Origin of the sequence: Pseudomonas sp. NPDC087804 (assembly GCF_044742965.1) — a bacterium.
GTDB classification, from domain to species: Bacteria; Pseudomonadota; Gammaproteobacteria; order Pseudomonadales; family Pseudomonadaceae; genus Aquipseudomonas; species Aquipseudomonas rustica.
On sequence record NZ_JBIUVN010000030.1, the window covers coordinates 47,240 to 58,662 of the forward strand.

Consider the following 11,423-nt stretch of genomic DNA (forward strand, 5'->3'; position numbering starts at 1 on the left):
TATCACCCGAATTCACCTGGAGCGACTCATGACCCAGACTTCGAACACCTCTGATCTGCGTAATGGCCCGGACGATAACGGCCTGTTCGGCGCGTTCGGTGGCCGCTACGTGGCGGAAACCCTGATGCCGTTGATCCTCGATCTGGCCCGCGAATACGAAGCGGCCAAGGAAGATCCGGCATTCAAAGAAGAATTGGCCTACTTCCAGCGTGACTACGTCGGACGTCCGAGCCCCCTGTATTTCGCTGAGCGCCTGACCGAGTTCTGCGGTGGCGCGAAGATTTATCTCAAGCGCGAAGAGCTGAACCACACCGGCGCGCACAAGATCAACAACTGCATCGGCCAGATTCTGCTGGCGCGGCGCATGGGCAAGAAACGCATCATCGCTGAGACCGGCGCTGGCATGCACGGCGTGGCCACTGCCACCGTCGCCGCACGTTTCGGTCTGGATTGCGTGATCTACATGGGCACCACTGACATCGAACGTCAGCAGGCCAACGTCTTCCGCATGAAATTGCTGGGCGCTGAAGTGATTCCGGTTGTTGCCGGCACTGGCACCCTGAAAGACGCGATGAACGAAGCCTTGCGTGACTGGGTGACCAACGTCGACAACACCTTCTACCTGATCGGCACCGTGGCCGGCCCGCACCCTTATCCAGCAATGGTTCGCGACTTCCAGGCCGTGATCGGCAAGGAAACCCGCGATCAGTTGCAAGCGCAGGAAGGTCGTCTGCCGGACAGCCTGGTGGCGTGCATCGGTGGCGGTTCCAACGCGATGGGCTTGTTCCACCCGTTCCTCGACGACAAGAGCGTTGAGATCATCGGTGTTGAAGCCGCCGGTTACGGCATCGAAACCGGCAAGCACGCAGCGAGCCTTAATGGCGGCGTTCCGGGTGTGTTGCACGGCAACCGTACTTTCCTGCTGCAGGACGACGATGGCCAAATCATCGACGCCCACTCGATTTCCGCCGGTCTCGACTACCCGGGTATCGGCCCGGAACACGCGTGGTTGCATGACATCGGTCGCGTTCAGTACACCTCGGTGACCGACGACGAAGCGCTGGATGCGTTCCACAAATGCTGCCGCCTGGAAGGGATTATTCCTGCACTGGAAAGCGCCCACGCCTTGGCTGAAGTGTTCAAACGCGCACCGAAGCTGCCGAAGGATCACCTGATGGTGGTCAACCTGTCGGGCCGTGGCGACAAAGACATGCAGACCGTCATGCATCACATGGAACACTCTCAGCAAGAGCAGTCAAAGCAGGAGAAACACTGATGAGCCGCCTGCAAACCCGTTTTGCCGACCTCAAAGAACAGAACCGCGCCGCGCTGGTGACCTTCGTCACCGCCGGTGATCCGGACTACGACACTTCGCTGGCGATCCTCAAAGGTTTGCCGGGTGCCGGCGCCGACGTGATCGAGCTGGGCATGCCGTTCACCGATCCGATGGCCGATGGTCCGGCGATCCAGTTGGCGAACATCCGTGCCTTGGGCGCCAAGCAGAACCTGGTGAAAACCCTGCAAATGGTTCGCGAATTCCGCGAAGGCAACAGCGAAACGCCGCTGGTGCTGATGGGTTACTTCAACCCGATCCACATGTATGGCGTTGAGCGCTTCATCGCTGACGCGAAAGAGGCCGGCGTCGATGGCCTGATCGTGGTCGACATGCCGCCTGAGCACAATGCAGAACTCTGCGACCCGGCGCAGGCTGCCGGTCTGGACTTTATCCGTCTGACCACGCCGACCACCGACGATGCGCGTCTGCCGCGAGTGCTCAATGGCAGTTCCGGTTTCGTTTACTACGTGTCGGTCGCCGGTGTGACCGGTGCTGGCGCTGCAACGCTGGAACACGTCGAAGAGGCGGTAACCCGTCTGCGTCGTCACACCGATCTGCCAATCAGCATCGGTTTCGGCATCCGCACGCCGGAGCAAGCGGCTGCCATCGCGCGTCTGGCTGACGGTGTGGTGGTGGGTTCGGCATTGATTGATCACATCGCCAACGCGACCACTCCTGCACAAGCCATCGACGGTGTGTTAGGCCTGTGCTCGGCGCTGTCCGAAGGCGTGCGTAAGGCTCGCGTCAGCTGAAGGTAAAGTTCCTGATACAGAGGAATTAGCACCTCAAAGCGCAGACTAATCCAGCAAGACCGAGGGCTTCAGAACATCGTTCTGCAGCCCTTTTTGCTGTATGTGCCGTGAGGAAAGACCCGATGAAAATGCCGAAACGTCTGATAGCCGGACTGGGCGTACTGATGATCAGCGCAACGCCGCTGCTGGCCAGCGCCGATCAGCGCGACGATCACGACCACGGCGGCCCGTCGCAGGGCCATTACGACAACCATGGTGATGATCATCGCGACGATCACCGTGGCCCGCAGAACGATCACCGTGGCGGCCCGCCACCGCACGACTTTGGCCCGGTGCGCCAGACCATTCGTGACAATCATGGCTACTTTGTACGCGGTGCACCGCCGCCTCCGGGGATTCATCTGGAGCGTGGCCGGCCGCTGCCGCACGGCTATTACGGCGAGCGTCTGGACAGTCGCGCGTTGGGTCGCTTGCCGGTGTATCCGGGCTACGAATGGCGCCGGACTGGCGGCGATATCGTGCTGATCGCGGTGGGCACCGGGATCGTTTACGAAATCCTTGATGGTGTCCTCAATTGATCTGACACACATCACCTGTGGCGAGGGGATTTATCCCCGTTCGGCTGCGCAGCAGTCGCAATTCAGCGGACGCGGTTTATCTGATTGACCGGGTTCGCTGATTTTGGGGCCGCTTCGCGACCCAACGGGGATAAATCCCCTCGCCACAAGGTATGCACTCAGCATCAGGTTCAGGGCAGCTCCAGTCCACCCGATGCCTTGTGCAATTTGCGCAGATGCGCGCCAATCTGCTTCACATTCTCCTCACTCGCGGCAATCTCGGCAGCGCGCTTCGGCTCCAGCAACTTGCGCACTTCCGCGTCCAGATCTCCCGACAACACCAACAACTTCTTCTGCCGCTGGCTGCTTTCATCTTCCAGTCGCTTGAACTCGCTCGGCTGTGGCAACCCATAACCACGACTATCAAGAAGCTCCGCCGGACGACTGAGAAAACCACTGTTGGCGAGGATTTCCTGCAGCGTCGCGTTGGCCTTGTCCATGCCGCCGTTCTCCAGCTCGCGCGCGCCGAGGTAGCGCTGCTTGACCTCATCCTGAGCCAACAACAACTGACGTCGATAACTCGCCTGTTCCAGCAACAACAACGCGGCGCTGGTGCGCAGATCCGCACGCTCGAACCACTCGCGGCGTTCTTCGGTGGTGAGCGACAGCCATTCTTCAACGGTGGTCTGTTTGATCGGCAACTGTTTCTTCAACACATCAAACATCGCCTGATAGCGATCGCGGAACGAGTCGAAACGATAACCCAGACGCAGCGCTTCTTTCGGATCATCGAGGACGCTGGTATCCGCCAGACCACGGCCCTTCATCACTTCCAGCAAGCCGTTGGGCATGATGCTGTCCAGACCGACGAACCGGCTGTTATCGCTGCCGCTGCGCAACAGTTTCAAACCTTCCACCGCGCAGTTGTTGGAGAGGAAGAAGTAGTTGCCGTCGTAGCTCCAATGCATCTCGGCAGCATGTTCGACCACGCCTTCGATCTCTTCCCGTGACAGGTTGATCGGCACGGAGGCGAGGCTGCGCAATTCGGTCTTGGTGTATTCGTCGATCACCTGTGCGAGCGGCAGCACAAACAGCCGCGAAGGGTATTTACCGACCAATCCGTCCCAGCTCGACAACTGCACATCGCCAACAAACGCGCGGTATGACAGCACCAGATGCTGATCGAGATCGAGCCGGCAATCCGGCCCGCGCGGACGGCCCGGCGCGCAGATCACCAGCCGCAACATGCTGTGGCCCCAGCGGCTGACCCAGTTCTGATTGGCTTCGGCCAGCAAGTAATCAACCGCGTAAACACGCTCCGGATCCACTTGCCCCAAGGGTTGCTTGGCGAAGTCGTTACCAGCGTTCAAAAAGGCGAAGGTTTTGCTGCAGGTGTCTTTGGCCGGTGGCGCCCAGCCGAAGTGTTGCTGGTAATAGCGGTACAGCGCCGGGCGACGGCAGGCATAGCTCGGGTCGAGGAGGAAGTACTCCATGTTGACCGCGACGAACTCTTTCGGGCTGGAAATCTCGTATAGATCGGGGCTGCGGGCGATCTGCCGATTGTGCTGCTCACGCTCACCGCGACGGCCGACGTATTGCTGCCAACCGGCGAGGTCGAGCAGGCGTGGATCATCACTGAGAGTGAAACGACGGCCGTTCTGGCCACGGCATTCATCTGGGATGCCTATCAGCCCGGCGCTGTTGAAGCGGCGGGTGCAGCGCTGGATCAGCGTGCGCTCGGCGTCCGGCCACAAGCGGGCGCGGTCATAAATGTGGGTGATTTCGTGCAGCACCGTGGCGAGCAATTCCTGGCGCACAGTGCCGTGGGGGCGATTGGTTTTTTCTTTCGCGGCGCTGCCATCGGTGAGGCCGGCGAGCAGTTTGCGGTTCAGGTCAAGTTCGGCAACAAGCGTCGCCTGGCCGTAGGCGTTGGCGGGCATGTCGTCAGTCCAGCCGACATCGATGCGCCGATCCAGCCGCTCGATAAAGCTCGGCGGCAGTTTTTGCATCGCCTCATCGATCAGCGCCTGGCTGGCCTGTTGTTGGGCGGGGCTCAGACCGTCGGTCTTGAGCCGCAATTGCAGGCCGGCGTGGGCGCTGTTGCCAAGTAGCAACAACGCGCCGGCCAGCAGCCAGGCGCCGAGTGACTTCACAGTGCGAGGATGGCTTCGGCGAGTACCTGATCACTGGCGTCGCGGGCTTCCGGGACGCGCGTGCGCAAAGTGTTGAGGGCGGCTTCAAGGTGCGCGCCACGGATATCACCGTTGGTGGCGACGAAACTGGCGGCGTCATCGTGCGCTTCGCGGATGATTTTCGAGTCGCGGATCGAGGTGGTGGTGTCGGAGGTGAAATCGATGGTGCGCTGGGAGGCACGAACGATGATGTTACTGGTGGCTACCAGGGTGTGCGCCTGGGCCACGTCGGCCAACAAAAACAGGCCAAGGGCGGCAGCAATCAGCGGGCTACGCATGGAACGACTCCGGAGGGACAGGTTAACTAAGGGCTGGGTTAACTATTGGACGAGAATTGCTTCTGCCAGTTCAAGGTCAGAGACATGAAGTTTCGGCCGTTTTTTACGCAGGTAATTCAGCGCGGATTCCAGCTGCGCCCCGCGCAATTGGCCGTCACTGGCCACGAACGCTGCCGCGTCATCGTGAGCGGCGAACAGCAGTTTACGGTCGAAAGGCGCGGAAGACACCATGCTGGTGGCGTAACCACTGACGACAATGCCTTGCGTCGACGCATTGAAAGCATCATAGGCATCGACCGACGTCGCCCAACAGGCGCTCAGCAATACGGAAGGGATCAGCAGATTTGGAAGAAAACGCATCGGACTCGGTAACTGTTAGCGAGCCGCAAGGCTAGCGCAATGCCCGGGCCAGAGCCAGTCTCGAAACATCGGGACACGGCTGGCGTGTCCCGCAATGCTCGAATCGCTTAGATCGTCAGGATGGCCTGAGCCAGCTCTGCGTCGGTCGCGTTCAGTTGTGGAGCCTGGTGGCGGATGTGATCCAGCGCGCTTTCCAGTTTCACGCCACGGATATCGCCTTGGGTAGCGACGAAGCTGGCCGCGTCATCACGGGCAGCGAGGACGATTTTGTCGTCACGGAACGACGAGGTCACATCGGAAGTGGCGTCGGACGAAGATTTCAGCGCACCGACGACGGCGTCAGTGGTAACGATGAAACTGGTGGCGCTGGCGTTGGCAGCAACGGCCAGAAGGGCAGCAGCGCTGAGCAGGCGAAGACGGGACATGATGTAACTCCTGTGAATAAACCGTATTGAGAGGTGGCTCGGTATCTGAGGAGTCAGACGCCTGTTGCGCATCATTCGCCACGTTCTGTGTGGATATTAGGCGCAGATGCGTTCGCCAAACCAGCATCCAGACGAAAAACCTGTAGGAGCTGCCGAAGGCTGCGATCTTTTGCTTTGGATTTTCAAGATCAAAAAGATCGCAGCCTTCGGCAGCTCCTACAATTGTACTGGTTGGAATTCAACGTATCTGAACTGTACTGGTTGGGTTTTTCAGGGGCTGAAACGACAAAACCCGTCGTGGTTTCCCACGACGGGTTTTGCTTGTGCAATTCGGGTTGCTGGCGGTGGGTCTAACGACCAGAGCCAGCGACGCTGTTTAGCGCCAGAACGGCTTGCTCAGCTCTTCGTAGCGTTGAGCTTCGCTGATACCGGCGTCTGCCAGCAAACGCGAATCCAGACGGGCCAATTGGTGGCGGCTGGAGATGCGGCGCTGCCACAACATCAGGTTGGCGAGAACGCGCAGAGGCATGGAAGCCTGGTTTTTTGCAGCTTTGTCTTCGAAGAACAGTTCGGAACTGAGTGTACGTTCCATGGTTGACATCCTTCCGCTTGTGGCGGGATCAGGTAGTGGTTTGACTGGTGCCCATGATCCTCTCGTTTGCCTAGTCTCTCTAGATACAGTTCAACTGTATTGTGAGTGACCAGTTAACTGTTTATAGGCGGTGTACGGGTCGAAATAGAGCAAACTGTACCTGTCCGCACTTAAGTAGTGCGTTTTTGCTCAATTCGTCAGGAAAGGTAGGCAATTGCTGTAGGAAATGACCAGTACAGCAGTACAGTTTTTGTCAGGCGGGAGGCTTGCGAGAGTCCGCTGACACAAACTGTGTTTGCATCAGCGGTTTATCTGTGTGAATTACACAGCGAGCATGCGTCCGGTTTCTTCCAGATTCATATGCCAGCTCAACGCTTCACGCAGGATGTGCGGGGTGTGGCCACCGATTGCACAAGCCGCCGTGAAGTAATCGTTGAGCGCCTGGCGGAAGTCCGGGTGCACACAGTTGTCGATGATCACCCGCGCACGCTCCCGTGGCGCCAGGCCGCGCAGGTCGGCCAGGCCGACTTCGGTCACCAGAATGTCGACGTCATGCTCGGTGTGGTCAACGTGGCTGACCATCGGCACCACGCTGGAAATTGCGCCGCCCTTGGCGATCGACTTGGTCACGAACACCGCCAGATGCGCATTACGCGCGAAGTCGCCCGAACCGCCAATGCCGTTCATCATCCGCGTGCCGCAGACGTGGGTGGAGTTGACGTTGCCGTAGATGTCGAACTCCAGCGCCGTATTGATCCCGATAATGCCCAGACGACGAACCACTTCCGGGTGGTTGGAGATCTCCTGTGGACGCAGTACCAGTTTGTCCTTGTACTTCTCGAGATTGCCGAACACGTCGCTGTTGCGGCGCTCCGACAAGGTGATCGAGCTGCCCGAAGCAAAGCTCAGCTTGCCGGCGTCGATCAGGTCGAAGGTCGAATCCTGCAACACTTCGGAGTACATGGTCAGGTCTTCGAACGGCGAGTCAATCAGGCCGCACATCACTGCGTTGGCAATGTTGCCGATCCCCGCCTGCAACGGGCCGAGCTTGTTGGTCATGCGCCCGGCGTCGACTTCCTGCTTGAAGAAGGTGATCAGGTGCTCGGCGATGGCGTTGGTATCGACGTCCGGCGTCGACACGGTGGACGGCGAATCCGACTGCTGGGTAATAACGATGGCGACAATCTTCTCCGGCGGAATTGGAATCGCCGTGCTGCCAATACGGTCGTCGACTTTCACCAGCGGGATCGGCGTGCGCGTCGGGCGGTAGGTCGGGATATAAATGTCATGCAGGCCTTCGAGGTTGGCGTTGTGCGCCAGGTTGATCTCGACGATCACCTGTTTGGCGAAAATCGCGAAGCTCGCCGAGTTGCCCACCGAAGTGGTCGGCACGATGTGGCCCTGTTCGGTGATGGCCACGGCTTCGATGACCGCGATGTCCGGCAGCTTCAGTTGCTGGTTGCGCAGCTGCTCGACGGTTTCCGACAGATGCTGATCGATGAACATCACCTGGCCGGCGTTGATCGCCTTGCGCAAGGTGCTGTCGACCTGGAACGGCATGCGCCGCGACAGTACGCCGGCTTCGGTCAGTTGCTTGTCGAGGTCGTTGCCCAGGCTGGCGCCGGTCATCAGGCTGATCTTCAGCGGCGTGACCTTGGCGCGCTCGGCCAATGCGTGAGGGACGGCTTTGGCTTCGCCGGCGCGGGTGAAACCGCTCATGCCGACGGTCATGCCGTCCTCAATCAGAGCGGCTGCGTCGGCGGCGCTCATCACTTTGTCCAACAACGAAGGCAGGCGAATACGGTCACGGTACATGGATTATTATCTCGGGAAGCGAGTAGCAGGATGCGCAGTCTAGTGAATTTGACGGGCGCCTGTCCCGCTACCAAGGTCGCAAACGAGGCGTCTATTCAGCGGGTTTCAAGTAAAACACCGTTACTGGATCTGCAACAACGCGGCAAATTGTCCGACTGTTTGCGCAAACAAAAACGCCCCGACAAGTCGGGGCGTTCGGTGTTGCAGCGGGGAATTATTCGACCGCCTTAACCATGTCTTCGATGACTTTCTTCGCGTCGCCGAACACCATCATGGTCTTGTCCAGATAGAACAGTTCGTTGTCCAGGCCGGCATAGCCGCTGGCCATCGAGCGCTTGTTGACGATGATGGTCTTGGCCTTGAACGCTTCGAGAATCGGCATGCCGGCAATCGGCGACTTCGGATCGTTCTTCGCCGCCGGGTTGACCACGTCGTTCGCGCCGAGCACCAACACCACGTCGGCCTGGCCGAACTCGGAGTTGATGTCTTCCATCTCGAACACCTGATCGTAAGGCACTTCGGCCTCGGCGAGCAGAACGTTCATGTGCCCCGGCATACGGCCGGCAACCGGGTGGATCGCGTACTTCACGGTCACGCCACGGTGGGTCAGCTTCTCGGTCAGCTCTTTCAGCGCATGTTGTGCACGCGCTACTGCCAAGCCATAACCCGGCACGATGATCACGGTGTCGGCGTTGGTCAGCAGGAAAGTCGCGTCGTCAGCCGAACCGGATTTTACCGGACGGGCTTCTTTCGCACCGGCAGGGCCTGCATCGGCTGTGTTGCCGAAACCGCCGAGCAGTACATTAAAGAAGGAACGGTTCATCGCCTTGCACATGATGTACGAGAGGATCGCACCGCTCGAACCCACCAGCGAGCCGGCAATGATCAGCATCGAGTTGTTCAGCGAGAAGCCGATACCTGCCGCCGCCCAGCCCGAATAGCTGTTGAGCATCGACACCACGACCGGCATGTCGGCGCCGCCAATCGGGATGATGATCAGCACGCCCATCACGAACGCCAGCGCCAGCATCAGCGCGAACGCGGTGAGGTTGCCGGTAAACATGAAGGTCAGGCCGAGTGCCAGCGTAGCCAGACCCAGCACTGCATTCAGCTTGTGCTGACCGGTGAACTGTACGGGTGCGCCCTGGAACAGGCGAAACTTGTACTTGCCCGACAACTTGCCGAATGCAATCACCGAACCGGAGAAGGTGATCGCACCGATCGCCGCGCCGAGGAACAGCTCCAGACGATTGCCCGCCGGGATCGAGTCACCCAACTGTTTAACGATGCCCAGCGATTGCGGCTCAACCACCGCAGCGATGGCGATGAACACTGCCGCGAGGCCGATCATGCTGTGCATGAAGGCGACCAGTTCCGGCATCTTGGTCATTTCAACGCGTTTGGCCATGATCGAACCGGCCGTGCCGCCGACCAGCAGGCCAACGATCACGTAGCCGATACCGGCAGTCGCGAGCTCAGCGCCGAGCTTATAGATGAGGCCGACGGTGGTCAGAATGGCCAACGCCATGCCGAGCATGCCGAACAGGTTGCCGCGTCGCGAGGTGGTCGGGTGCGACAGGCCTTTGAGGGCCTGGATAAAGCAGATCGACGCGATCAGGTAGAGCGTCGTGACGAGATTCATGCTCATTACTTCGGCGCCTCTTCTTTTACTTTCGGGGCTTTCTTCTTGAACATCTCAAGCATGCGGCGGGTGACCAGGAAGCCACCGAACACGTTGACCGCCGCCAGTGCCACGGCGAGGGTGCCCATGGTTTTGCCCAGCGGCGTGACGGTCAATGCGGCGGCCAGCATGGCGCCGACGATCACGATCGCCGAGATGGCGTTGGTTACCGCCATCAACGGCGTGTGCAGCGCAGGTGTAACGTTCCAGACCACGTGGTAACCGACATAAATCGCCAGCACGAAGATGATCAGGTTGTAGATACCGGGGGAGATAAGCTCTTCCATCGTCTGAATCCCTGCTTAGGCGTTTTTGCGGATGACTTGGCCGTCGCGGCACATCAGGCACGCGGCGACGATGTCGTCTTCGAGGTTGACGTCGAACTGGCCTTCTTTGGTGAAGACCAGCTTGAGGAAGTCCAGCAGGTTGCGTGCGTACAGCGCCGAAGCGTCTGCAGCGACTTCACCGGCCAGATTGGTCGGGCCGCAAATGGTCACGCCATTCTCGACCACGACCTGATCAGCCACGGTCAGCGGGCAGTTGCCACCCTGAGCAGCGGCGAGGTCGATGACCACCGAACCCGGTTTCATCTGCGCCACGGTGTCCGCGCTCAACAGCGTCGGTGCCTTGCGGCCCGGAATCAGCGCGGTGGTAATGACGATGTCAGCCTGCTTGGCGCGCTCGTGCACGGCCTGGGCCTGACGCTGCATCCAGCTGGCTGGCATTGGTCGCGCGTAACCGCCGACACCGACGGCGCATTCGCGCTCTTCATCGGTCTCGTACGGCACGTCGACGAACTTCGCGCCGAGGGATTCGATCTGCTCTTTCACCGCCGGACGCACGTCAGACGCCTCGATCACCGCACCCAGACGTTTCGCCGTGGCGATCGCCTGCAACCCGGCCACACCGGCGCCAAGAATCAGCACGCGCGCCGCTTTCACGGTGCCCGCAGCGGTCATCAGCATTGGCATGAAGCGCGGATAGTGGTGAGCGGCCAGCAACACAGCCTTGTAGCCGGCAATGTTCGCTTGCGACGACAACACATCGAGACTCTGCGCGCGCGAGGTGCGCGGCGCCGCTTCGAGGGCGAACGCGGTAATGCCGCACTCGGCCATCTTCGCGATGGTTTCGTTGTTGAACGGGTTGAGCATGCCGACCAACACCGTACCGCGCTTGATCAGCGTCAGTTCGGCATCGCTTGGCGCGACCACTTTGAGAATCAGCTCGGCGCCAAACGCGTCATTGGCACTGCCAATGGTTGCGCCTGCCGCTTCATAGGCACTGTCGACCACACTGGCTTTAACGCCGGCGCCGGTTTGCACAGTGACCTTATGACCTTGGCTGATCAGCTTTTTAATGGTTTCCGGGGTTTAAGCAACACGAGTTTCACCGGTCTGGGTTTCGAGAGGAACACCAATGTGCACGTCAAATATCC

General features: G+C 59.7%; 11 protein-coding genes and 1 pseudogene. 3 read left to right on the forward strand and 9 right to left on the reverse strand.

Annotated features, from left to right (window positions below; all coding sequences use genetic code 11):
* Nucleotides 1-28 precede the first annotated feature (28 nt).
* From trpB to ACIOMO_RS24285, 3 genes are all read left to right on the forward strand, one after another.
* Complete coding sequence (gene trpB / locus ACIOMO_RS24275) at nucleotides 29-1,276, forward strand: tryptophan synthase subunit beta (RefSeq protein WP_400754208.1); 1,248 nt, start codon at nucleotides 29-31, stop codon at nucleotides 1,274-1,276.
* Nucleotides 1,276-2,088, forward strand: coding sequence for a tryptophan synthase subunit alpha (trpA, locus tag ACIOMO_RS24280; protein ID WP_401244024.1), 813 nt, complete (start codon nucleotides 1,276-1,278; stop codon nucleotides 2,086-2,088). The genes trpB and trpA overlap by 1 nt, the downstream gene beginning before the upstream one ends.
* Before the next feature lie 122 nt (nucleotides 2,089-2,210).
* Nucleotides 2,211-2,666: an anti-virulence regulator CigR family protein gene (locus ACIOMO_RS24285; RefSeq protein WP_282357945.1), complete on the forward strand. Its 456-nt coding sequence runs from the start codon at nucleotides 2,211-2,213 to the stop codon at nucleotides 2,664-2,666.
* Nucleotides 2,667-2,836: 170 nt separating this feature from the next.
* Here the strand turns inward: ACIOMO_RS24285 and ACIOMO_RS24290 are convergent, their stop codons facing one another.
* From ACIOMO_RS24290 to ACIOMO_RS24330, 9 genes and pseudogenes are all read right to left on the reverse strand, one after another.
* Nucleotides 2,837-4,798, reverse strand: a complete 1,962-nt coding sequence (locus ACIOMO_RS24290; RefSeq protein ID WP_401244026.1) for a DUF4105 domain-containing protein — start codon at nucleotides 4,796-4,798, stop codon at nucleotides 2,837-2,839.
* Nucleotides 4,795-5,115: a DUF2388 domain-containing protein gene (locus tag ACIOMO_RS24295; RefSeq protein ID WP_007911662.1), complete on the reverse strand. Its 321-nt coding sequence runs from the start codon at nucleotides 5,113-5,115 to the stop codon at nucleotides 4,795-4,797. Before ACIOMO_RS24295 ends, ACIOMO_RS24290 begins: the two co-directional genes overlap by 4 nt.
* A 42-nt stretch (nucleotides 5,116-5,157) precedes the next feature.
* Nucleotides 5,158-5,475, reverse strand: coding sequence for a DUF2388 domain-containing protein (locus ACIOMO_RS24300; RefSeq protein WP_053116412.1), 318 nt, complete (start codon nucleotides 5,473-5,475; stop codon nucleotides 5,158-5,160).
* A gap of 107 nt (nucleotides 5,476-5,582) precedes the next feature.
* Nucleotides 5,583-5,900: a DUF2388 domain-containing protein gene (locus ACIOMO_RS24305; RefSeq protein ID WP_008081137.1), complete on the reverse strand. Its 318-nt coding sequence runs from the start codon at nucleotides 5,898-5,900 to the stop codon at nucleotides 5,583-5,585.
* A 376-nt stretch (nucleotides 5,901-6,276) separates the two neighbouring features.
* Entirely contained in the window at nucleotides 6,277-6,492 is a 216-nt protein-coding gene (locus ACIOMO_RS24310) for a DUF1127 domain-containing protein (RefSeq protein ID WP_053116413.1), read from the reverse strand.
* 321 nt (nucleotides 6,493-6,813) lie between these two features.
* Nucleotides 6,814-8,307: an acetyl-CoA hydrolase/transferase family protein gene (locus tag ACIOMO_RS24315; protein ID WP_008081132.1), complete on the reverse strand. Its 1,494-nt coding sequence runs from the start codon at nucleotides 8,305-8,307 to the stop codon at nucleotides 6,814-6,816.
* A gap of 214 nt (nucleotides 8,308-8,521) precedes the next feature.
* Complete coding sequence (locus ACIOMO_RS24320) at nucleotides 8,522-9,955, reverse strand: NAD(P)(+) transhydrogenase (Re/Si-specific) subunit beta (protein ID WP_008081130.1); 1,434 nt, start codon at nucleotides 9,953-9,955, stop codon at nucleotides 8,522-8,524.
* Nucleotides 9,955-10,275: an NAD(P) transhydrogenase subunit alpha gene (locus tag ACIOMO_RS24325; RefSeq protein ID WP_003187417.1), complete on the reverse strand. Its 321-nt coding sequence runs from the start codon at nucleotides 10,273-10,275 to the stop codon at nucleotides 9,955-9,957. The genes ACIOMO_RS24320 and ACIOMO_RS24325 overlap by 1 nt, the downstream gene beginning before the upstream one ends.
* A 15-nt stretch (nucleotides 10,276-10,290) precedes the next feature.
* Nucleotides 10,291-11,412 (reverse strand): annotated as a pseudogene (locus ACIOMO_RS24330) (Re/Si-specific NAD(P)(+) transhydrogenase subunit alpha).
* Nucleotides 11,413-11,423 lie beyond the last annotated feature (11 nt).

Coding starts and splice junctions, on each gene's coding strand:
- trpB (WP_400754208.1), top strand. CDS start 29: ATGACCCAGACTTCGAACACCTCTGATCTGCGTAATGGCCCGGACGAT.
- trpA (WP_401244024.1), top strand. CDS start 1,276: ATGAGCCGCCTGCAAACCCGTTTTGCCGACCTCAAAGAACAGAACCGC.
- ACIOMO_RS24285 (WP_282357945.1), top strand. CDS start 2,211: ATGAAAATGCCGAAACGTCTGATAGCCGGACTGGGCGTACTGATGATC.
- ACIOMO_RS24295 (WP_007911662.1), bottom strand. CDS start 5,115: ATGCGTAGCCCGCTGATTGCTGCCGCCCTTGGCCTGTTTTTGTTGGCC.
- ACIOMO_RS24300 (WP_053116412.1), bottom strand. CDS start 5,475: ATGCGTTTTCTTCCAAATCTGCTGATCCCTTCCGTATTGCTGAGCGCC.
- ACIOMO_RS24305 (WP_008081137.1), bottom strand. CDS start 5,900: ATGTCCCGTCTTCGCCTGCTCAGCGCTGCTGCCCTTCTGGCCGTTGCT.
- ACIOMO_RS24310 (WP_053116413.1), bottom strand. CDS start 6,492: ATGGAACGTACACTCAGTTCCGAACTGTTCTTCGAAGACAAAGCTGCA.
- ACIOMO_RS24315 (WP_008081132.1), bottom strand. CDS start 8,307: ATGTACCGTGACCGTATTCGCCTGCCTTCGTTGTTGGACAAAGTGATG.
- ACIOMO_RS24320 (WP_008081130.1), bottom strand. CDS start 9,955: ATGAGCATGAATCTCGTCACGACGCTCTACCTGATCGCGTCGATCTGC.
- ACIOMO_RS24325 (WP_003187417.1), bottom strand. CDS start 10,275: ATGGAAGAGCTTATCTCCCCCGGTATCTACAACCTGATCATCTTCGTG.